Here is a 20,860-nt window from a genome sequence, read left to right on the forward strand (position 1 = left end):
GGAGCGCACCGGTCACGGCCGTTTCCGGGCACCCGCGGCAGCAGCTAGGGTAGACCTAAGCGGACAACTGTCCGCGCTCCCAGAAAACCTAACGGACAACTGTCCGCTTAACAAGCGAGGTCCGGCCAACTCCGGTGAGGAGGACGGGTGCAGCACAAGAAAGACGCGCCTCAGCGCCAGGACGCCCAGCGGAACCGCGAACGCATCCTGAAGGTGGCGGTGGCCGAGCTGACGCGCGCGCACGACGTGCCGCTCAGCACCATCGCCAGGAAGGCGTGCGTCGGCCAGGGCACGCTCTACCGCCACTTCCCCGACCGCGAGGCCCTCGTCCTGGAGGTCTACCGCTACGAGGTGCAGCGGGTGGCCGAGACCGCGGGGCAGTTGCTCAGGAAGCGGGAGCCGGACCAGGCGCTGCGCGAGTGGATGGACCGGCTGGCCCAGTTCGCCATGACGAAGACCGGGCTCGCGGACACGATCCGCCGGGCGACCGCAGGGCCCGGCGCGCCGGAGAAGCCCGCGTACGCACCCGTGATGGCCGCGGCCGAGTCGCTGCTCAGGGCGGGCGAGGAGGCGGGCACGATCCGCCCCGGTGTGACCGCCGACGACTTCTTCCTCGCCATCGCGGGCCTCTGGCAGATCGCCTGCCAGGAGGACCGCGAACCGCGCCTCACCCGGCTCCTGGACCTCGTCATGGACGGGCTGCGCGCGGGCGCGACGGGTACGACGGGACCGCGTTGACCGTCGGCCGACGCGTCGCCGCGTGCCTGCTGTCCGGATCGGCACCCCTCCGGGCCGACGCGTCGCCGCGTGTTCCCGGGCGGGACTGTGAAGACACCCCCTCACCGCGTCTGCTGAGCGAGAGGAAGCACATGACGGACAGGGCCGTGATATTCGATCTGGACGGCACCATCGTCGATAGCGGAAGCAACTACTTCGAGGCCGAGCGGGAAGTGCTGCACCGGCACGGCGCGCGGGGATTCGACCGTGCCACGCACGGCCAGTACACCGGAATCGGCATGCGGGACATGCTCGACTCCCTGCGCGGGCGCTACGGGCTGCGCGAGGACACGGACACCCTCCTCGAAGAGGTCAACGCCTCCTATCTGGCACTGGCCACCGCCGAGCCCTCTCCGGTCCCTGGCATGCGGGAACTGATCCAGGGGCTGCACGCCGACGGGCACCGGCTCGGGGTGGCCTCCGGTTCCTCCAGGGACACGATCGAGACGGTGCTGGCCGCCGTGGGGCTGGGGGAGTTCTTCCGCGTCGTGGTCTCGGCGGAAGAGGTGCCGGCGGGGAAGCCCGACCCGGCCGTCTTCCTGCGCACCGCACGGCAGTTGGGCGTCGCCGCCGCGCGTACGGTCGTCATCGAGGACTCGGTCGCCGGGGTCCGCGCCGCGCGGGCCGCTCGTATGGGGTGCGTCGCCGTACCGGCGGCAGGCGACTACACCGATCCGGGGGAGTGGGGCGGCAGCACCGTCTTTCCGCAGCACGAAGCAGGCACGGGCATCGACCCCGGCGCCGTGCGCGCCGCCGTGGACGGCCTGCTGCACGCCTCCGGTTGAGATTGTCTGGCCGTCTGACTGTCCGTCGGAACGTCGGGGCGCGGAGCGCGGTACGTACGCGTACGGCCCGCGCCCCGACGTCGTCGTCCGGCTCAGAGCCGCTGTTCCCCGGAGAGGCGGTCGTTCACGAGGACACCCACCGTGCACAGGAGCACCAGGAACGCGCCGACGGCTGCCGAGGCGTCCCCGAACGTGCGGCCCGAGAGGAGCAGGACGCAGGTGGACAGCACGGGTGTGGCGTAGCCCAGGGGCGCGAGCCGGCCGTCGCTGCGTGCCATGCCCGCGCTCCACAGCAGGAAGCCCGCCGCGCAGGGCCCGATGCCCACGTAGCACATGGCCAGCCAGGCCAGGCTCGGGTCCCAGTCCGTCGTGGTGGAGAACGCGATGACGAGTGCGAGCAGGGTGCCGACCACCCCGCCCATGAGCATGCCGTACGTGGCCGGGGCGCGGGCGGCGCCCGAGGCCAGGGTGTAGTAGGCCATGCACAGCGCGGACACCAGCGCGGCCACATAGCCGAGCGGACTGCCGCCGCCGGAGCCGGAGTTCTGCGCCACGGTCATGATGGCGACGCCGAGGAACCCCAGGAGGGAGAAGAGGAAGCCGACGAAGGTACGTCGGCTCCAGGCGGTGACGGCGAGCCAGATGGCGGCGAACATGGGCCAGGCGTAGGCGATGATGTTGGACTCGACGATCGGCGCGTAGGCGAACCCGACGTACTGGGTGGTCTGCGTACCGCAGAAACCGATCAGTCCGACCAGGCCACTGCGCAGGTAGTCGCTCCGGGTGAGCGGTGGCCCCTGCCGCACCGGCCGCGCCCGCCTCCGCGACTCCTGCGCCGCCACGATGACGGCGAGCGCGAGAGTCGCGGAAGCGAACTGAAGGGTCAGCACAACCCCCAGGTCCAGTTCCTTGAGGGCGGTGGAGCCCGCGAGGGCGTTCGTGCTCCAGAAGCCGATGCCGCCGAAGGCGAAGGCGACCGCGGTGAGGAATCGCGACTTGCGTGCGGTTGCCTTCTCCGGAACGACCGGCGCGGTGGGAAGGGGGCCGGGAGGTGTGCTGATCCTACTCTGTTTGGAATATGTCATTTCGCGGCGCGGTACTCCAGATATGTGGGAAGCTGCCTGTTTCGTACATCGTCGATGTATTCCTCGACCCAGGCGAAGTCCGGGTTGTCTGCGGCCAGGTAGTACATCGGATTGTTGTCGATGAAGGGCCGCCGCTGCGAACGCAGGTTCATCGTCAGCGTCGTACGTGAGCCGTTGGTCATGGGCTCGGTGCGGTGCGGAACGCTCATGAGCTGGCCGAAGACGCAGCTTCCCACCTTGTGCTCGATGTGGACCATGCGGTCCTCGGGCAGTTCCTCTCCCGCGTTGACCGCCGCGATCGTCGCCTCGTAGTCGCCCTGGAAAAGCTCCAGGCGGCCTCCTTCGACGTCCTCCGTCTCAAGGGCGACGAGTTCGGTGATCGGCGGGCCGTCGCCGTGCCAGTCGACGGTTCCGTCGTCGGGCCCCATGAAGGTCACGGCCGTGTTGATCACCGAGAAGGGATAGGGCTCCAGGGGCTCGCCCGCGAGTTCGCTGAGCTGCTCGATCCGGCCGGGCCAGTGCACCAGTTCGCCGATTTCGGGGATGTACTTCTGCGCGTCGCGGATGAAGCGCAGATTGAGGTGCATGTTCGCGCTCTGCTCCTCCTTTAAGATATGGGCCTTCCGCTTGATCTCGGCAAGGAGGTCGAGCGGGTAGTCGTGGGCGAGCTGCATGACGCCCAGATTCCCCACCTTCCAGCTCTCGTCCTTGCCCAGCAGGGTTGTTCGGTCCATTTCGAACTCGACCCGCATGTTTCTCTCCCTTACGTGCCTGTCTCTTACGGGTGTTGGTCGACGGTGATCACCGCAGTGAGGGAGTGTCCCACACCGAGCCCGGGAGAATAACGCCTCTCTGTTTCCCGGAGGCTCTTCGCAAGGTTCTTCATCCGGTCCCTGGGAACGAACACGGAGCCCTTGCTGTACTTTTCGACCACCTCATTCCATTTCTGGCGGAAGGTCTCGTGGAAGGCGGTGATGGCGGACGGTGCCAGCGGGGTCTCGTGGGGGAACAGCAGGTCGTGGGCGCGGACATCGTCACCCTCGTCCTCAAGGTGGTTGACGAGGGTCCTGTACGGCGCGAGTCCGGGGTTGAACTCTCCCGTGGTGGTGTGCCGGCCCGTCATGATCGACCGGTCGTGGAAACTCACCGTGTTCACGGTGGTGGAGGAGTCGCGTGAGGCCCGTCCGATACAGCCGATGAGCGACTGCGAGTCCCAGAAGGACATGGGAGTCGGAACGGATTCCTCTCCGTTGTGGAAGAAGCTCATGCGGTAGTCCCAGCGGCTCTCCTGCCACTTGGTCCACCATTCGATGGAGTAGCGCCCCAGGACGTCCACCACAACGGTGGAGGATGTGCGGTTGCTGCGGATCTTCCCGAAGATCTGCCGCAGGACGTGACCGAGTTCTTCCTCGGTCAGATGGGAGTAGGGGACGCCGCACGAGAAATAGACGTCGGCCGGGTGATCCGGGATGTCGTACAGCATGTCGCCCCGGCTGAAGAGTGCACGCACCCCTTCAGGGGTCGAATCGCGGCCCAGCGCGAGCAACGCCTCGTCGATGTCGATCCCGTGGTAGTCGAGTTCCGCCTCCGGGAGCGCCTCGGTGAAGAGCCGCAGCCCGTCACCGCCTCCACAGCCGATGTCCACGACCCGTAATGGAGAATCCTCGGGAACGGGCCCTGTGGCCGTCGCGATGATTTCGTGCGTGACCGGCTCCTCCCATTTCTGCTTCACGCTGTCGCGCCGCCCGGGTGACGCGTAGTGACTGACGCCGGCGGCATAGGCATTTGTTGTCGCCTCATTCACAGAAAGTGTCACGCCGAATCCATTCTGTTCGCCGATCACGTTCTTTCGAACATAAAGGCGCACATGAATGCGTTCAACGTTGAGTGGTGTAGACCAAGACCGGAATGAGCCATTCTCCTTGTGGCGGTAAAGAACCTGGCCGGTAACGAAGCGCGCGCCGGAAATTGTTGCGGCGGCGTGAAATCACTGGTCGAACCATCGGCCGCTCGGCCGGGACGGTGTGCCGTGCATGCGATGGATTCCGGTCACGCGCCCCCGCGGATGGCCATTTCTGAACGGTGACTGTTCAGCGATGGCGGACGGTCTGTTTCGGGTGCGCCTGCGGGGTGACTCGTTGGCCATTTTGTGAAGAGGCGGCCCCAAATCCTCAATGACCCGTAGGTCCGGAATCGCCCTCTATGGAAAACCATGCCGACCGGTTTTTTTGTCGTGCGAAGAGACTCATGTGGCCCGTGCGCACTTCTGCGGGTGCGACGCTCCCGGCACGGCGCGGTCCGGCCGCTGACGGGCGGGAAGACGTTTCCCGTGACCACGTACGTACCGTCCGTGATGCCGGGGGAGACCGTCAAGCTGGATCTCGGCCAGCGGCCGTCACGGGATGCGGAACCCGCGGAAGGTCACCTGTGCGCGGGTCCGGAAGCCGAGCCGCTCGTAGAGTGCGAGCGCGCCGGTGTTCGCCTCGGCCACGTGCAGGAAGGGCCGTTCGCGACGGTCCAGGACGCGCGCGGCGAGGGCACACACCAGGCGTGCGGCGTGGCCACGGCCACGTGCCTCGGGCGCGGTGCAGACGGCGCTGATCTCGGTCCACCCCGGAGGCCGGAGCCGTTCACCCGCCATCGCCACCAGGGTGTCCTTCTCGCGGATGCCGAGGTAGGTGCCGAGTTCGTGCGTGCGCGGCCGGAACGGCCCCGGCTGGGTCCGCTCGACGAGTTCCAGCATCTCGGGCACGTCCTCCGGGCCCAGTTCGACCACGTCGGAGCCGGGTGCGGTACGGGGGTGGTCGGGCCGAGCGCCGTCGGGCCAGACCATCTGGCGGCCTTCAAGGGTGAAGACCTCCTCCCACTCCGGTGGCGGCAGCACCGGGCACGAGAACATGTCGGCGACCCTGCCGTGGCCGAGGAGCTCGGCGAGGTCGGCCCATTCCGCCGCGTCCGCGGTGGGGGACACGGCGGAGAAGGTCGCGAACGGCCGGGAATAGGTGACCGCATGGCCCAGGCCGCGCGCGAGGTGCGCGTGACTGCCGCGGAGCGACTCACCCACCGGGTCGTCGAGTACGGCCGTGTCGCTGTGACCTGTCACCGGGCTGTGCCTTTTCTGTCCCGCGTCTGTGTGTGCGTGTGCGTGTGTGTGCGTCCGCACCCGTATCCGTTGCCTCCGGCACTCTCTCATCGGCCGGGTGGACCGCCCGCGGCGGGGCGACCGGGTGCGGCGCGACGGTACGGGCCGGACACCCGCGCGATCCTCGTCGAGGCCGGACGGCGGGGGATGGCCGACGGCCAGGAGGATATGGCCGCCGCCTCCCCCTCGCCCTCGACCTGGCAGCGGGCCGCATCGCGGTCTGAACGAAGGGCCGGAGGCCGGGGGTTGTCGTTCAGGGGCCGGGCGTACGCGCCCGGCCGGCCGAGCGGCCGGTGTGACCCGCACCGCGAGTGTGACCCGCACCGCGAGTGTGACCGGCGCCGCGCGTGTGTCGGGCGCGGGCCAGCCCGCCCAGCCCTGTGCCGAGCAGCCCCAGCACCAGCGCCACGATGCCCCCGCCCAGCCCGTTGCCGGTGCCGAGGCCGCCGTCTGCGGTGGCCACGACCAGCGCACCGAGGGCCGCACCGAGCAGCCCCGCAGCCAGCGCCGCATCGGCCCCCGCCCGCTCGGACCTGATGCCGACGCGCGCGGTGCGATGGGCCAGCGTCAGGCCGCCGATCAGCACCGCGGTCAGCGCCATGAGCGCGGCCACGACGGCTCCTGCCCGTCCGGCGCTCATGGCGTAGGCGTCGGCGGCGACCGGCTGGACCGAGGCGTACATGTCCATCGGTGCGGTGGGACCGAGTCCGAGTTCGAGTCCGAACCGTGCTGGCATGAAGGCTCCTTCTTCTTCCGCGGCTCCGGTGACCGGTCCCGCGACGGGATGGCGCGTGCATCATGACCGTCGGCCGCGCCCCCGGTCGTCCGCCGGACGCGGACACTTCGCACTGCCGCAGGCACCGCATCCGGCTGCCGCGGACACCGCAGGAGCCGTGGACGTACCGCGGTCGCGGTAGCGGGCGGTCGTCCGCGCGCGTGACTCGCCCGCGCGGCCGTCGGGCTAGGGTGCGCGCATGGCCAGGGGTCGGGGATGGGGACGGGGACGGATCGGGCTCGCCGACTGGGCGATCGCCCTCGGTGTCGCGGCGGCGCTCCTGGTCACCGGGCTGAGCGCGCAGCGCCCGGCCACGGGCCTCGGCCTGCTGGGCTACGCGCTGCTGGCGGCCGGGGGCCTGGCACTGGCCGTGCGCCGTCGGGCCCCCGTTCCCGTCCTGGCCGTCACCGGGCTGTGCGCGGTGGGTCATCAGGCCGTCGGGTTCGACGTGCCCGCCGTCGCGTATCTGTTCGCGGTGTACGCGGCCGTACGGGCGGGACACCGCACCGCCACGGTGGTGGCGAGTGTGGCCGTGCTGGTGACTCTGCCCCTCGCGGCCCTGGCCTCGGGCGCGCACGACACGGGCGCGGCGTTCGCGCAGGCCAGGGGCGCCCTTGAGCTGGCCTGGCTGGTCGCGGCCGGTGCCGCGGGCGAGGCGCTGCGGCAGGCCGAGCGGCGCGCTGACGAGGCCGAGCGCACACGGGAGGAGACCGCGCGGCGCCGCGCGGACGAGGAACGGCTGCACATCGCGCGGGAGTTGCACGACACGCTCACCCACCAGATCTCGGTCATCAAGTTGCAGGCCGAAGTCGCCGTGCACACGGCCCGCAGGCGTGGTGAGCCGGTGCCCGAGAGCCTGCTGGCGATCCAGGAGGCCGGACGTGAGGCGACGCGGGAGCTGCGGGCGACGCTGGAGGCGCTGCGCGACGACGGCACGGCCCCGCCCCGTGGGCTCGACGACGTACCCGAACTGGCGGAAAGGGCCCGCGCGTTCGGCCTGGACGTGACGCTGACGGTCACACCCTGGGAGGGCGGCGGGGACGACGTGCCCGCCGCGGTGGGCAGGACCGTCTACCGGCTCGTCCAGGAGTCGCTCACCAACGTCGCCCGGCACGCGGGTGTCCCGTCGGCGTCGGTGTGCATCGACCGCCGTCAGGACGCGCTCGTGGTACGCGTCGACGACGACGGCGAGGCGACGCGGGAGGGTGTGCCCGTGCCCGGCGTCGGGCTGCTCGGCATGCGCGAACGTGTCGCGGCGCTCGGCGGGCGGCTGCGCGCGGAACCACGCGACGAGGGCGGCTTCACGGTCCGGGCCGAACTCCCCCTCCGAACCGGCTCCCCTCTCCTGCCCGGACCGCCTCGCCGGACCGGACGTCCTCTCCGGGACGGACCGCCTCGCCGGACCGGACGTCCCCTCCGGGGCGAGCCACCTCTCCTGTCCGAAAGTCCTCGCCAGGCCGCCGAACCTCCCGTGGACCGGACGCGATGATCCGTGTCCTGCTGGTCGACGACCAGCCACTCATCCGCAGCGGGTTCCGCGCGCTCCTCGGACTGGAGGACGACATCGAGGTGGTGGCCGAGGCCGGTGACGGCAAGGAGGGTGTGGCGCTGGCCAGGGAGTATCTGCCCGACGTGGCGCTCGTCGACATCCAGATGCCCGTCATGGACGGCATCGAGGCGACCCGGCACATCGCCGCCGATCCGGACCTGGCCGGGGTGCACGTCGTCATCCTGACCAACTACGGGCTGGACGCGTACGTCTTCGACGCGCTACGTGCCGGAGCCGCCGGGTTCCTCGTCAAGGACATCGTGCCGGACGACTTCGTGCACGCGGTACGTGTCGTCGCGCGCGGCGACGCGCTGCTCGCCCCCGCCATCACCCGCAAGCTCATCAGCCGGTATGTCGCCCAGCCGCTCCGTCCGGCCGACGCGGACACGGCGCTGGAAGCGCTGACCCACCGCGAACGCGAGGCCGTCGCGCTGGTCGCGCGGGGGCTGTCCAACGACGGGATCGCCGACCACATGGTGATCAGCCCGATGACCGCGAAGACGCATGTGAACCGGGCCATGGCCAAGCTCCACGCCCGCGACCGCGCACAACTCGTGGTCCTCGCCTACGAGTCCGGCCTGGTGGTCCCGGGCGACCGCGACCGCTGACGCGTTCTTGCCCTGCGCCATCGGTGTTTTCTCGCCAGGAACGGGTATTTCCGCGCGGGCCCGTGGCGCCATAAGGGTGACCGCGCATTCCTGCGGGACCGATAAAATTCCGGCCTGGCGGTCGGTTGTCTCGAAATGGGCCTGGCCAGTGGCGACGTGACCCCGGGTTTCCCAGGGCGCGCCAGCGGCACATTCCAGGGCGTCAACGGCGGCGGCTGGGCACACTATGTCGGCCAGGAGAAGGTGCGCCCCTTCGCCGGATGGCAGCGACTCGCCACGGCGGCCGACCGGGTGCGTCCCTCGCGGCAGATGGCGGGCACACCGTACTGGTACCTGCACACGGGCCAGTGGCGCTACGAAGGCTACGCGGCCATCACCCTCCTCGCGGGGCGCCAACTGCCCACGCGGGTGGGCTCCGTCGACCTGGACACCGTGCTGCTGGGCGCCTGGATGTGGGCCACGCTCCTGGTCCCGGTGCTGCTGGCGGCGGGCGTGTGGCGGCGCCTTCGCCGTCGCGTCCCGCTGGTCTACGCACCGGCACTGTGGTGCGTCGTCTTCCCCACGGGCATGTACGCCGCCGCGGCGTGGCTCGCCGTCTCCGCGCTGCTGGTGGCCCGAGCGGAGCGTACGGGTTCTCAGGCCGCGCGCATCGCCGCGCAGTGCTGGCGGAACTGGCGCGGGGAGAGGCCGTAGGCGCCGCGGAAGACCTGGCTGAAGTGGGCGGCGTTGGTGAACCCCCACCGGGCCGCGATGACGTGGATGGGCCGGGTGGTCAACTGGGGGTTGGCGAGATCGCGACGGCACTGCTCCAGGCGGCGTTCGCGTATCCAGCCCGCCACGGTGTGCCCGTCCTGCTGGAACAGCTTGTGCAGATAGCGCAGGGAGATGTGGTGCGCCGAGGCGATCACCTCAGGGGTCAGCTCCGCGTCGCCCAGGCGGCCCGCGATGTAGGCGCGGATCTGCGCCAGCAGCGTGCGCGGGACGTACGGGAGCAGTGCCTCGCTCGCGGGAGGGTGGTGAGGGTGGTGCGGCGCGGTCCTGGCCTGGCGGGGAGGCGTGGCCTCCACCAGAACCAGGTCCCCTGCGTCCTGTTCCGCGCCGCACCGGCTGTACGGGCCGCCCCGTGCCCCGAGGGGCACGCCGTCGGGCACCGGGCGCTTCGCGCCCTCCCCGCGCCGCAGGACGAACCGAGGTTCCGCGGGAACACCGGCGCTGCTGACCACGTCCATGAATCCCCCCGTACCTGCGCTGTCCCGACGGCTCTGGCGGCCTCATCTGCGACGAGTCTTGCGCGGCGGGACGTTGTTGCGCGGGCCGTACGCACCAGGGAAACAACGGTGAATGTTCTTCTCATGGAGCGGCGGACGGCGTGGCGGACGGCGCGGTGGGGGAAAAGTCTCCGGACTTGGTGAACCTTTCCGCGCGGCGCGCCGTCGAAGGGGGTGTACGGCCCCGCGGGGTCGTGGCCGGGGGTCCCTCAACCCCCTAGTGAGGGGCCCCGGCCGCCAGCGTGCGCCGTCGGACATGAGACGCCGGGCCGCGCGCCGCCGGAACCGGCGGCCCCGTGTCCGGTGCCGGGGCGGCGGTCACGTACCCAGCAGGGGCAGGGCCGCGAAGGGGTGGTCGCGCCACAGGCGGCGGGAGGTCTCCTCCGGGTAGGCGACGATCTCCGGTTCGGCGTCGAGGATCCGCACGAGGCGCTTCTCCTCGGTGTACGCGGGCCAGCCGGGGTCGCCGGAGAAGGCGAAGGCGGTCCACGCCGCGCGGAACCGCGCCGACAGCGCCTCGGCCTCCGCCGAAACCCCGGGCCCGGGCTCCGGCCCGAGGAACAGGGGCGCGAGCCCCGCCTCCAGGTTGCCGAAGGTCAGGGGTATGTCCAGGGCGTGGCACGCGCCCAGTACGCCGCCGTCGGCGGGCGCCGGCCAGGTCAGTTCGTAGACGTGCGCGCGTCCGCCGCCCGCCGTCTGGGCCTCGGCCAGCCGCAGCGACGGCATGCGGAACAGCCAGTCCGACTGGACCCGCTCGCACAGCGCCTCCGCCGAGAGCTCCGGATACGCGGCCCGGAAGGCACGCGCACCGTCCGGACCAGGGGCGAAGACGCGCAGCGCCGTCTCCGCCTGCTCCTCCGTGACGGTGCCGAGGCGCCCGTCGAGGGCGAGGAACAGGCGGTACTCGTCGCGGTTGTGACCGGTGATCAGCTCGATGTCGCGTGCCGCGCCACCGGCGAGGGCTTGCCAGGGCGTGGCGGCCAGTACGTCGCCGTCGACGACGGGGGAGAAGGGCGTGGGCGTGTGCGCGACCGGCCCCCAACGGTCCTCGTACTGCCGCAGCCGGGCCGCCACCGCGTCCCCGGCCGAGGTCAGCGCGTGCGGGCCGACGCCGGAGAGCGCGGCGGCCTCGGGACGCAGCCCGACCTCGGCGGCGATGGCCGCGGAGATGTCCGAGGCCAGCTCGGCCGAGAAGTAGGTGCCCGGCACGCTCTGGGTGATGGCCCGCTGGAACAGCCCCGTGGCGCGGGGCATGGCCAGCAGCGCGGCGATGGACCCGGCGCCCGCGGACTCGCCGAAGACGGTGACCCGGTCCGGGTCGCCGCCGAACGCCGCGATGTTCTCCCGTACCCAGGTCAGCGCCGCCACCTGGTCGAGCAGGCCCCGGTTGGCGGGGGCGCCCTCGACGTGCGCGAACCCCAGCACTCCGACCCGGTAGTTGAGGGTGACCACGACGAGGCCGCCCTCGTGGGCGAGCCGGGCCGCGTCGTAGCCGGGGTTGTCGGCCGAGCCGGACATGTAGGCGCCGCCGTAGACCCACACCAGCACGGGGAGGCGGCTCGCCGGTCCTGGCGCGGGCGTCCACACGTTGACGGTCAGCCACTCGTCGCCGGACACCGGGGGCTCCGGCTGCATGCCGGGCATCGTCCCCTGGGGTGGGGGCGGTCCGAAGGCGAGGGCCTCGCGTACGCCGTCCCACGCCGCGGCCGGGCCGGGCGGCGCGAACAGGGCCTCGCCGGTGGGCGCCTGGGCGTAGGGGATGCCGCGGAAGACGGCGAGCCCGCCCTCCTGGCGTCCGCGCACCCGGCCCGCCGTGGTGCGGACCTCGCGCCCGGTCCCGGGCGCGGGTGCGTGCGGTGCTGTCATGAGGCGGCTCCTTCGGCTCTTTCGGGTCCCGCGGGTCGTTCGGGGTGGCGGTGCGCTCAGCGTACGAGGGCCGCGCGGCAGGCGGTACGGGGTGACCCGGGCCGCGTACCGTAGCCCCTCCGCTTTGCTGGAACGGCAACAGTGTTTGCTCTTACGGGGACGTTGGCGCATGGTCGTCCGCAAGGAGGTGGTCAAGGTGACTGATCGGCTGGAGAGTGGCTACGACGTGGTGGTGATCGGTGGTGGCGCCGCGGGTCTGAACGGGGCGCTGATGCTGGCGAGGGCACGGCGTTCCGTGGTGGTGATCGACGCGGGCGCCCCGCGCAACGCCCCCGCCGAGGGGGTGCACGGGCTGCTGGCCCGGGAGGGGATGAGCCCGGCCGAGCTGCTGGAGCGCGGGCGTGCCGAGGTCAGGGGCTACGGCGGCCACGTGGTCTCTGGCGAGGTGGCCGCGGTGACCCGCGAGGGGGCCCCGTCCGGGGGTGCCGAGGGCGAGGGGCCCGAGGCGCGGCCCGGCGGGGAGTTCGAGGTGGCGCTGAGCGACGGCCGCACCGTACGGGCGCGCAGGCTGCTGGTGACCGCCGGACTGGTCGACGAGCTGCCCGACGTGCCGGGGCTGCGGGAGCGGTGGGGGCACGAGGTGCTGCACTGCCCGTACTGCCACGGCTACGAGGTCCGTGACCAGGCCATCGGCGTGCTGAGCAGCGGTCCCATGTCGGTGCACCAGGCGCTGCTGTTCCGGCAGTGGAGCGACGACGTGACCTTCTTCGCCCACACCAGGGCGCGGCCGGCGGGCGACGAGGCCGAGCAGTTGGCGGCCCGGGGTGTGCGTGTGGTGGACGGCGAGGTGGCGTCGCTGGAGGTCGAAGGGGACCGTCTCGTGGGGGTGCGGATGGGCGACGGCACGGTGATCGGGCGCGAGGCGCTGGTGGTCGCGCCGAGGATGGAGGCACGCGCCGGGTTCCTGGAGTCGCTGGGGCTGCGGGCCGTGGAACACCCCGGTGGCGTCGGCACGTACGTCCCCTCCGACGCGACGGGCCGTACCGACGTGCCCGGTGTGTGGGTCGCGGGCAACGTCACGGATCTGACGGCTCAGGTGGGCGCCGCCGCGGCGCAGGGCGCCGGTGCGGGGGCCCAGATCAACGCCGATCTCGTCACCGAGGAGACCCGTCGGGCCGTGGCGGCGCGGCGCGCCCTGTTCCCGGCCGAGGCCGAGGCCCGCGTCTGCCAGGTGGCGATGGGCGACCGGCGCCACGGCCTGTGAGGCGACGGGGACGGGTACGGGTACGAGGCCGTTCCGCTTACCGGTAATTACGTCTCTGTTACCGGAATTGACGAGCTGGAAACCGGAGAAGACTCGACCGCCAGTACCCCAGTGAACCGGCAGCAGCGCGCCACAGATGGCCAATTTAGCCCGTCAAAGGCTCCCTTCGGCCTTCCGGAACGTTTCCGGAAAGAAGTGTTGACGTTGCGACGGGGCCGCAGCATACTCCGCAGCGATCGGCGCCAATCGCTGCGGCGCTGCCGGGCCTGCACCCCCCGTCGCGCGACGGACCCGGCAGCGCTGTGCACGGTCCTCACCCGCACAGCCGGACGGCAGCCCCCCACCGTCCGGCCCCCCGCAGAAGGGGCACCAATGGTCATCGATTCCTCTCCCGGCCGCAGACGCGACCAGAGACACGGACACACACGCGGAGGAGCGCGGTCGGGCGTTCGCAGGATGTTCGCCGTCGGCACGGCGGGCATCCTCGCGGCAGCCGGACTCGCTACGCTCTCCGCCACCAGTGGCACCGCCGCCGGAGCCACCAAGGCCTCCGGAACCACCGAGTCCGCCGCAGCGGCCAGCACGCTGGGCGCGGCGGCGGCCGAGAAGGGCCGGTACTTCGGTGCCGCCGTCGCCGCGAACCACCTCGGTGAGTCGCAGTACGCGTCCACGCTGAACACCGAGTTCAACAGCGTCACGCCCGAGAATGAGATGAAGTGGGACGCGGTGGAGAGCAGCCGCAACTCCTTCAACTTCGGCGCGGCGGACCAGATCGTCAACCACGCGCAGAGCCGCGGCATGAAGGTCCGCGGACACACGCTGGTGTGGCACTCCCAGTTGCCCGGCTGGGTCAGCGGACTGGGCACGAGCGATCTGCGCTCGGCGATGAACAACCACATCACCACCGTGATGCAGCACTACAAGGGCAAGATCCACTCATGGGACGTCGTCAACGAGGCGTACCAGGACGGGAATTCGGGAGCGCGGCGCAGCTCGCCCTTCCAGGACAAGCTGGGGAACGGGTTCATCGAGGAGGCGTTCCGCACCGCGCGCGCCGCCGACCCGAACGCCAAGCTCTGCTACAACGACTACAACACCGACGGGCAGAACGCGAAGAGCAACGCGGTCTACAACATGGTGAAGGACTTCAAGGCGCGCGGTGTGCCGATCGACTGCGTCGGCTTCCAGTCGCACTTCAACAGCAACTCGCCCGTGCCCAGTGACTACCAGCAGAACCTCCAGCGCTTCGCCGACCTCGGCGTCGACGTGCAGATCACCGAGCTGGACATCGAGGGCTCCGGCACGGCCCAGGCCGACAACTACCGGCGCGTCGTGCAGGCGTGCCTGGCCGTCTCCCGCTGCACCGGCATCACGGTGTGGGGCGTGACCGACAAGTACTCCTGGCGCGCCAGCGGCACCCCGCTGCTGTTCGACAGCAACTACAACAAGAAGCCCGCGTACAACGCCGTGCTCACGGCGCTCGGCGGCACGAGCGGCGGAGGCGGCGAGGGCGGCACCAAGGCGTGCACCGCGACATACTCCCCGGCCGAACGGTGGGGCGACCGCTTCAACGGCAAGGTCACGGTGACGGCGGGCAGCGCCGCCATCAGCGACTGGACGGTGACCGTGGCCACCCGTTCCCCGCAGCGGATCTCCACCACCTGGAACGGCACCGCCTCCTGGGACTCCAGCGGCAGCGTCATGACGATGAAGCCGAGCGGCAACGGGACGGTCGCGGCCGGAGCCTCGACGAGCTTCGGCTTCACGGTCATGGCCAACGGCGAGTGGGCGACACCCACCGTCACCTCCTGCACGGCGTCCTGACCAGGCGGCCGACCGGCCGCTGACCCCGGCCGGTCCTCCGCACGGTCCACTGACCGGCCTCCGACCGGTCCTCCGCACGGCCCGCCGAACCGGGCGGAGGACCCGGGAGCCGCGGACTCGCCGATAGCCGCGGTTCCCTGGCGGCGGCACGGCGGCGGTCTCTCTCCGTCGCCGTGCCGCCCCGCACCCCCGGCCCCACGGGCCGCCCCTCGCGGCCCGCCCACCTCGTCACATCGGCCACCTCGCCCAGCCCCACACACGGGAAGGACCCACCACCCATGCGCCGTACACGCCGTCACCCGGCCCGCCGTCACGTGCCACTCCGACACCCGCGCGGTGCGCGCCGCCAGGTGCGGGCCGCCCTCGTCGCCGTCGCCGCTGCCGCCACCCTGGCGTTCACGGCGGCGCCCTCGCCCGCGGCCTCGACGGGGGCATCGCCGGACGACTCGACGGGTGCCTCGGCGGGGGAGCAGCGCGGCGGACGGGCGTGGGCGAACTGCCCCAACGGATATGTGGGCCTCACCTACGACGACGGCCCGCACCAGACCTCCACCACGGCCCTGCTCAACGCGCTGCGCGCGGGCGGCGCCAAGGCCACCTTCTTCATCTGGGGCCAGCACGCCGACCAGTACCCGGACCTTCTCCGGTCGGTGCACGCGGCGGGCATGTGGATCGGCAACCACACCTACACCCACCCCCACCTGCCGCAGCTCAGCGAGTCGGCGGCCTATCAGGAGATCGCGAACACCCAGAGCACCATCCAGCGCATCACCGGCCAGACCCCCACCCTCTTCCGCCCGCCCTACGGCGAGACCAACGCCCAGATCAAGGCCACGGCGGCGCGGCTCGGGATGGCCGAGGTCCTGTGGAGCGTGGACTCCCGGGACTGGAACGGCGCCACGACGCAGCAGATCGTCGCGGCCGCCGCGACCCTGCGCGCGGGCGGGATCATCCTCATGCACGACGGGGGGTACCGCGCCACCGTCGACGCCGTGCCGCAGATCCTCTCCGGGCTCGCGGCGCGCGGCCTGTGCCCGGGCCGGATCGTCGCGGGCGCGGGCGGAACCCCGGTCGTCACGGCACCCTGACCTCCCGGCAGGTGGCCGGTTGCGCACAGGTCCGCGGCGGATGATCTCCTGGCCGGGGCCGCCTCGCACCATCGGACGGCCCCGGCCACACCGTCGACGACCACACACCCCGCGAAGAGAGACCGTGCGAAACCTTTCCGTTCCCGCCCAGCGCACCTCCTCCCGGACCCCCTCGCCCCAGCAGCGGTCCCAGGGATCGACCCAGCCCTACCTGACCGAGCTGGTCCCCGGCTCCGTGTACGCCTACCTCCAGCCACGCGGCGGCTGGTGCGTCAGCAACGCGGGCGTCCTGGTGGGGGAGGACGGCGTCACCCTGATCGACGCCACCGCCACCTACGCGGGCGCGCGGCGTCTTGAGGCGGAGGTGCGCGCCCGCACCGAACTCCCGGTCACCCGCGTCGTGCTGACACACCATCATGGCGACCACCACTTCGGCGCCGGGCACTTCACCGGCAGCACGGTCATCGCGCACGAAGAGACCAGGGAGGCGATGGCGAGGAACGGCATCGACCTGCCCGCCATATGGCCCGAGGCGGGCTGGGACGAGATAGCGCTCAGGCTGCCCGACCTCACCTTCACCGACGCGTTCACGCTCCACGCGGGCGCCGTACGCGCCGAACTGCTCCACCACGGCACAGCGCACACCACGGGTGACGTCGTCGCCTGGCTCCCGGAGCACCGGATCCTCTTCGCGGGCGACCTCACCTGGTCCGGGTGCACACCCTTCGTCCTCATGGGCTCGGTGGAGGGCTCTCTGGAGGTGCTGGACACGCTGAAGAAGCTGGACCCGGAGGTCGTCGTGAGCGGTCACGGGCCGGTCGAGGGGCCCGAGGTGCTCGACCGTACGGCGGAGTACCTGCGCTGGATCCAGCACCTCGCCGCCGACGGCACGGCCGCCGGATGGTCGCCGCTGGAGACGGCGCGACGTGCGGACCTGGGCCCGTACGCGGAGCTGGCGGAGCCCGAACGCCTCGTCGGCAACCTGCACCGCGCCTACGCCGAGTGCGAGGGCCGCCCCCGGGGTGTCCACCTGCCCCTCAAGGACCCCCTTGCCGACATGATCGCCTTCAACGGCGGCCCCCTGCACTGCACGGTGTGACCCGCACGGGGTGACCCGCGTGGTGCGACCTCCGTCCGTCCCCGCGCGCGGCAGGATCGCGGGGACGTGACGCAGGCCACGTACGAAACGGTCTCGTTTCGCTGAACCACCGGGTTAGGCTCGGCGCAGTACGAAACCGTTTCGTTTACAGTGTTCGCAGTGTTCGCGGCGCCCGGAGCAGTCGGAGCAACCGGCGCGGGTGGCCGCAGGAGTGGATGAGCATGTCCGATGCCGCAGTGGCACGTCGCAGCCGTATGTCGCCCGAGCGCGAGGCCGAGCTGTACGAGGCCGTGCTCGGCCTGCTCGGCGAGGTCGGCTACGAAGCGCTCACCATGGACGCCGTGGCCACCCGCACCCGCTCAAGCAAGGCCACCCTCTACCGCCAGTGGGGCGGCAAGGCCGAGCTGGTCGTCAGGGCGCTGCGGTACCAGAAGCCGCTCAGCCTCGCCGACGTCGACACGGGGTCCCTGCGCGGTGACTTCCACGCGCTGGCGCTGTGTCAGGACGACTGCCAGGTGGAGCAGACTTCCGCGCTGATGCGGGGTCTGGCCACGGCGGTGCACAGCAACGCCGACCTCCTCCGTGCCTTCCGCGAGCTGTTGATCGAACCGGAGCTGGAGGAGCTGCGGCGGATGCTGCGGCGCGCCGTCGAGCGGGGCGAGATCCGAGCGGACAACCCCGCGATGGACTACGTCCTGCACATGCTGGTCGGCGCGATCGGCACCCGGACCCTGATCGACGAACTGCCGCCCACGCAGGACTTCCTCCTCTCGTACATCGACGCCGTGGTACTCCCCGCCCTCGGCGTCTGACCCGTCCATCAGGTAGCCCCGTACCAGCCACACCGAACCCTCTCAGCACCTGACGCGACCGCTCACGTCGTCGGGCCGATGCCCCCTGCCCCGCAAGACCCCACGACCCGACCGGGAGTACGTCCTCGTGGCCACATTCCTCTACAAACTCGGCCGAACGGCCTTCCGGCGACGGCACTTCGTCGCCCTGATCTGGATAGCCCTGCTGACCCTCGCGGGCGTGGGTGCCGCACAGGCGCCCGCTGCGGGCACCACCTCCTTCTCGATCCCCGGCACCGAGGCGCAGAAGGCGTTCGACCTGCTGGAAGACCGCTTCCCCGGGGCGAGCGCCGACGGTGCCACCGCGCGCGTCGTCTTCAAGGCGCCCGACGGCGAGAAGATCGCCTCACCGGAGAACAAGGCCGCCGTCGAGCGGACCGTCAAGGAACTCGGCACCGGCGACGAGGTCGCCTCCGTGGCCGATCCGTTCCGGTCCAAGGCCGTGAGCCGCGACGGGACGACGGCGTACGCGCAGGTCTCGTACGAGGTCTCCGGCATGGAGCTGGAGGACTCCTCGCGCGACGCGCTGGAGGACACGGCCGAGAAGGCGCGCGAGGGCGGGCTGACCGTCGAGATCGGCGGCGACGCGCTCCAGGCGGTGCCCGAGACCGGCGCGACGGAGGTCATCGGCATCGCGGTCGCCGCGATCGTGCTGGTCATCACCTTCGGCTCGCTGGTGGCCGCCGGGCTGCCGCTGCTCACGGCGCTGATCGGCGTCGGCATCGGCGTCTCCACGATCACCGCGCTGGCGAACGCGCTCGACCTGGGCTCCACCACCTCGATCCTCGCGATGATGATCGGCCTCGCCGTCGGCATCGACTACGCGCTCTTCATCGTCTCCCGCTACCGCGCGGAACTCGCGGAGGGCCGTGAGCGCGAGGACGCGGTCGGCCGGGCCGTCGGCACGGCGGGATCCGCGGTGGTCTTCGCGGGTCTGACGGTGGTGATCGCGCTGGTCGGCCTCGCCGTCGTCAACATCCCCATGCTGACCAAGATGGGCATCGCGGCGGCGGGCACCGTCGTGATCGCGGTCCTCATCGCCCTCACCATGATTCCCGCGCTGCTCGGCTACGCGGGCAAGCGGGTGCGGCCCATCGGCGCGAAGCGCGCGCGGCGCGGCGGCGGCAAGGGTGCCCACAGCGGCGTCCCCGCGCAGGCCGGTCCGGGTGACGGCGCCGGTACGGGTGCTGGCACGGGCGCCGGTTCGGGTGCCGTCGAGGAGAAGCCGAAGGCGGGCACCCGCTGGGCCCGCTTCGTCGTCCGCCGCCCCATCGCCGTGCTGCTGCTCGGCGTGGTGGGCCTGGGCGCCGCCGCGATCCCGGCCTCCTCGCTGGAACTCGGTCTGCCCGACGACGGCTCGCAGCCGACCAGCACCACGCAGCGCAAGGCGTACGACCTGCTCTCCGACGGGTTCGGGCCCGGCTTCAACGGCCCGCTGATGGTCGTCGTCGACGCCGAGCACAGCGACGACCCGAAGGCTGCCGTCAGCGAGGTGGCCAGGACGGTCAAGGGTCTGGACAACGTGGTCACGGCGACCCCGGCGACGTTCAACAAGACCGGCGACACCGCGATGCTGAGCGTGGTCCCCGACTCCAAGCCGTCCTCGACGGAGACCGAGGACCTGGTGCACGCCATCCGCGATGCGGGCGGCGACATCACCACCAAGACCGATGCGAAGGTGCTGGTCACCGGCTCCACCGCGATGAACATCGACGTCTCGGAGAAGCTGAACGACGCGCTGGTGCCCTACCTGGCGCTCGTCGTCGGCCTGGCCTTCCTGCTGCTGATCGTCGTCTTCCGCTCGATCCTGGTGCCGCTCAAGGCCGCGCTCGGCTTCCTGCTCTCCGTGCTCGCCGCGCTCGGCGCCGTCGTCGCCGTCTTCCAGTGGGGCTGGCTCGCCGACGTCATGGGCGTCGAGGAGACCGGGCCCGTCATGTCGATGATGCCGATCTTCATGGTGGGTGTCGTCTTCGGGCTCGCGATGGACTACGAGGTCTTCCTGGTCACGCGCATGCGCGAGGCGTACGTCCACGGGGAGCGGCCGGGACAGGCGATCGTGACCGGGTTCCGGCACGGGGCCCGGGTGGTCTCCGCGGCGGCCGTCATCATGATCGCGGTGTTCGCGGGCTTCATCGGGTCGAGCGAGGCCATGGTCAAGATGATCGGCTTTGGTCTCGCCGTCGCCGTCTTCTTCGACGCGTTCATCGTGCGCATGGCCATCGTCCCTGCGGTGCTGGCGCTGCTCGGCAAGAAGGCGTGGTGGCTGCCCAAGTGGCTGGACCGCGCGCTGCCGAACGTCGATGTGGAGGGCGAGGGCCTGCGCGAGAACCTGGAGGGCGGCTCCCCGGAGAGCGCGGGGCCGGGCTCCGGGGGCGGCCCGGGTTCTGACGGTCACGGTTCCGGCGGTCCCGGTTCCGGCGGCCCGGGGCCGCTGCCCTCCGGCGGGCCCGTGCCCGTACCGGGGCCCGAGGGCGAGCGCGTCCCCGTCGGAGTGGGCGCGTCCGTGGCCGAGTCCGCTTCGGGCGCTGCCGTCTCCGATGCCCGGCGCGCCACGGCACCTGAGCAGCGGGCCCAGTCGTCGGCGGCCATGCCGACGTGGCCGGGCGAACTGCGGTACGGACAGTCCGGTTACGGGGTCCGCGGGACCGTGCGGAACGCCGACGGTGTCGGCGTAGCCCGTGCCGCGGTCACGCTGATCTCGCTCAGCGGCCGTCAGCTCGGCCGCTCGGTCGCCCACGCGGACGGCTCCTACGGGCTGGACGCACCCAGCGCGGGCAGCTACGTGCTGATCGCCGCCGCCGACGGCCACCAGCCCCAGGCCTCCACCGTCGTCATCGGCGAGGAGCCCCTGAGCCACGACATCCTCCTCTCGGGCACCA

18 protein-coding genes and 1 pseudogene are annotated in these 20,860 nt (G+C 71.5%); 12 read left to right on the forward strand and 7 right to left on the reverse strand.

What is annotated here, in order from left to right; translation table 11 throughout:
- The first annotated feature begins 147 nt into the window (after nucleotides 1–147).
- Nucleotides 148–738, forward strand: a complete 591-nt coding sequence (locus ACYVOO_RS28750; RefSeq protein WP_461018618.1) for a TetR/AcrR family transcriptional regulator — start codon at nucleotides 148–150, stop codon at nucleotides 736–738.
- A gap of 131 nt (nucleotides 739–869) precedes the next feature.
- Nucleotides 870–1,562 (forward strand): HAD family hydrolase, encoded by a 693-nt coding sequence (locus tag ACYVOO_RS28755; RefSeq protein WP_461018619.1) that lies wholly within the window; start codon nucleotides 870–872, stop codon nucleotides 1,560–1,562.
- A gap of 92 nt (nucleotides 1,563–1,654) precedes the next feature.
- Here the strand turns inward: ACYVOO_RS28755 and ACYVOO_RS28760 are convergent, their stop codons facing one another.
- The 4 genes from ACYVOO_RS28760 to ACYVOO_RS28775 form a co-directional block, all read right to left on the reverse strand.
- Entirely contained in the window at nucleotides 1,655–2,647 is a 993-nt protein-coding gene (locus ACYVOO_RS28760) for a DMT family transporter (protein ID WP_461018620.1), read from the reverse strand.
- Nucleotides 2,644–3,399 (reverse strand): hypothetical protein, encoded by a 756-nt coding sequence (locus ACYVOO_RS28765; RefSeq protein WP_461018621.1) that lies wholly within the window; start codon nucleotides 3,397–3,399, stop codon nucleotides 2,644–2,646. The genes ACYVOO_RS28760 and ACYVOO_RS28765 overlap by 4 nt, the downstream gene beginning before the upstream one ends.
- Before the next feature lie 26 nt (nucleotides 3,400–3,425).
- Nucleotides 3,426–4,490 (reverse strand): class I SAM-dependent methyltransferase, encoded by a 1,065-nt coding sequence (locus ACYVOO_RS28770; protein WP_461018622.1) that lies wholly within the window; start codon nucleotides 4,488–4,490, stop codon nucleotides 3,426–3,428.
- A 552-nt stretch (nucleotides 4,491–5,042) separates the two neighbouring features.
- Entirely contained in the window at nucleotides 5,043–5,750 is a 708-nt protein-coding gene (locus tag ACYVOO_RS28775; RefSeq protein WP_461018623.1) for a GNAT family N-acetyltransferase, read from the reverse strand.
- On the opposite strand from ACYVOO_RS28775, the pseudogene ACYVOO_RS28780 reads away from it, so the two are divergent.
- Nucleotides 5,658–5,948, forward strand: a pseudogene (locus tag ACYVOO_RS28780) (hypothetical protein); the annotation flags it as partial. The gene ACYVOO_RS28775 and the pseudogene ACYVOO_RS28780 sit on opposite strands and share 93 nt — an antisense overlap.
- A 94-nt stretch (nucleotides 5,949–6,042) precedes the next feature.
- On the opposite strand, the gene ACYVOO_RS28785 reads toward ACYVOO_RS28780, so the two are convergent.
- Complete coding sequence (locus ACYVOO_RS28785) at nucleotides 6,043–6,525, reverse strand: DUF6223 family protein (RefSeq protein ID WP_461018624.1); 483 nt, start codon at nucleotides 6,523–6,525, stop codon at nucleotides 6,043–6,045.
- A gap of 238 nt (nucleotides 6,526–6,763) precedes the next feature.
- On the opposite strand from ACYVOO_RS28785, the gene ACYVOO_RS28790 reads away from it, so the two are divergent.
- From ACYVOO_RS28790 to ACYVOO_RS28800, 3 genes are all read left to right on the forward strand, one after another.
- Nucleotides 6,764–8,053, forward strand: a complete 1,290-nt coding sequence (locus tag ACYVOO_RS28790) for a sensor histidine kinase (RefSeq protein WP_461018625.1) — start codon at nucleotides 6,764–6,766, stop codon at nucleotides 8,051–8,053.
- A complete protein-coding gene (locus ACYVOO_RS28795; protein ID WP_461018626.1) occupies nucleotides 8,050–8,721 on the forward strand; it encodes a response regulator in 672 nt (223 codons plus the stop codon). Before ACYVOO_RS28790 ends, ACYVOO_RS28795 begins: the two co-directional genes overlap by 4 nt.
- Nucleotides 8,722–8,877: 156 nt before the next feature.
- The gene (locus ACYVOO_RS28800) at nucleotides 8,878–9,414 is read left to right on the forward strand and encodes a hypothetical protein (RefSeq protein WP_461018627.1); all 537 of its coding nucleotides are present in this window, start codon (nucleotides 8,878–8,880) and stop codon (nucleotides 9,412–9,414) included.
- Here ACYVOO_RS28800 and ACYVOO_RS28805 read toward each other — a convergent pair.
- Nucleotides 9,357–9,950: a helix-turn-helix transcriptional regulator gene (locus ACYVOO_RS28805; RefSeq protein ID WP_461018628.1), complete on the reverse strand. Its 594-nt coding sequence runs from the start codon at nucleotides 9,948–9,950 to the stop codon at nucleotides 9,357–9,359. The two genes, ACYVOO_RS28800 and ACYVOO_RS28805, sit on opposite strands and share 58 nt — an antisense overlap.
- 357 nt (nucleotides 9,951–10,307) lie before the next feature.
- Nucleotides 10,308–11,855: a carboxylesterase/lipase family protein gene (locus tag ACYVOO_RS28810; protein ID WP_461018629.1), complete on the reverse strand. Its 1,548-nt coding sequence runs from the start codon at nucleotides 11,853–11,855 to the stop codon at nucleotides 10,308–10,310.
- A gap of 169 nt (nucleotides 11,856–12,024) precedes the next feature.
- On the opposite strand from ACYVOO_RS28810, the gene ACYVOO_RS28815 reads away from it, so the two are divergent.
- The 6 genes from ACYVOO_RS28815 to ACYVOO_RS28840 form a co-directional block, all read left to right on the forward strand.
- Entirely contained in the window at nucleotides 12,025–13,119 is a 1,095-nt protein-coding gene (locus tag ACYVOO_RS28815) for an NAD(P)/FAD-dependent oxidoreductase (RefSeq protein ID WP_461018630.1), read from the forward strand.
- Between the two features lie 456 nt (nucleotides 13,120–13,575).
- A complete protein-coding gene (locus ACYVOO_RS28820; RefSeq protein WP_461018631.1) occupies nucleotides 13,576–14,943 on the forward strand; it encodes an endo-1,4-beta-xylanase in 1,368 nt (455 codons plus the stop codon).
- Between the two features lie 278 nt (nucleotides 14,944–15,221).
- Complete coding sequence (locus ACYVOO_RS28825; protein WP_461018632.1) at nucleotides 15,222–16,031, forward strand: polysaccharide deacetylase family protein; 810 nt, start codon at nucleotides 15,222–15,224, stop codon at nucleotides 16,029–16,031.
- 124 nt (nucleotides 16,032–16,155) lie between these two features.
- The gene (locus tag ACYVOO_RS28830) at nucleotides 16,156–17,130 is read left to right on the forward strand and encodes an MBL fold metallo-hydrolase (protein ID WP_461018633.1); all 975 of its coding nucleotides are present in this window, start codon (nucleotides 16,156–16,158) and stop codon (nucleotides 17,128–17,130) included.
- Between the two features lie 221 nt (nucleotides 17,131–17,351).
- The gene (locus tag ACYVOO_RS28835; RefSeq protein ID WP_461018634.1) at nucleotides 17,352–17,942 is read left to right on the forward strand and encodes a TetR/AcrR family transcriptional regulator; all 591 of its coding nucleotides are present in this window, start codon (nucleotides 17,352–17,354) and stop codon (nucleotides 17,940–17,942) included.
- Between the two features lie 127 nt (nucleotides 17,943–18,069).
- The coding region (locus ACYVOO_RS28840; RefSeq protein WP_461018635.1) for an MMPL family transporter at nucleotides 18,070–20,860 on the forward strand (2,791 nt) is incomplete at its 3' end.

The organism is Streptomyces daliensis, assembly GCF_054782395.1.

Bases quoted from the DNA above. Each gene is read 5' to 3' on its own strand.
- ACYVOO_RS28785 (WP_461018624.1), bottom strand. From the start codon at position 6,525: ATGCCAGCACGGTTCGGACTCGAACTCGGACTCGGTCCCACCGCACCG.
- ACYVOO_RS28795 (WP_461018626.1), top strand. From the start codon at position 8,050: ATGATCCGTGTCCTGCTGGTCGACGACCAGCCACTCATCCGCAGCGGG.
- ACYVOO_RS28790 (WP_461018625.1), top strand. From the start codon at position 6,764: ATGGCCAGGGGTCGGGGATGGGGACGGGGACGGATCGGGCTCGCCGAC.
- ACYVOO_RS28760 (WP_461018620.1), bottom strand. From the start codon at position 2,647: ATGACATATTCCAAACAGAGTAGGATCAGCACACCTCCCGGCCCCCTT.
- ACYVOO_RS28765 (WP_461018621.1), bottom strand. From the start codon at position 3,399: ATGCGGGTCGAGTTCGAAATGGACCGAACAACCCTGCTGGGCAAGGAC.
- ACYVOO_RS28810 (WP_461018629.1), bottom strand. From the start codon at position 11,855: ATGACAGCACCGCACGCACCCGCGCCCGGGACCGGGCGCGAGGTCCGC.
- ACYVOO_RS28805 (WP_461018628.1), bottom strand. From the start codon at position 9,950: ATGGACGTGGTCAGCAGCGCCGGTGTTCCCGCGGAACCTCGGTTCGTC.
- ACYVOO_RS28755 (WP_461018619.1), top strand. From the start codon at position 870: ATGACGGACAGGGCCGTGATATTCGATCTGGACGGCACCATCGTCGAT.
- ACYVOO_RS28815 (WP_461018630.1), top strand. From the start codon at position 12,025: ATGGTCGTCCGCAAGGAGGTGGTCAAGGTGACTGATCGGCTGGAGAGT.
- ACYVOO_RS28825 (WP_461018632.1), top strand. From the start codon at position 15,222: ATGCGCCGTACACGCCGTCACCCGGCCCGCCGTCACGTGCCACTCCGA.
- ACYVOO_RS28820 (WP_461018631.1), top strand. From the start codon at position 13,576: ATGTTCGCCGTCGGCACGGCGGGCATCCTCGCGGCAGCCGGACTCGCT.
- ACYVOO_RS28835 (WP_461018634.1), top strand. From the start codon at position 17,352: ATGTCCGATGCCGCAGTGGCACGTCGCAGCCGTATGTCGCCCGAGCGC.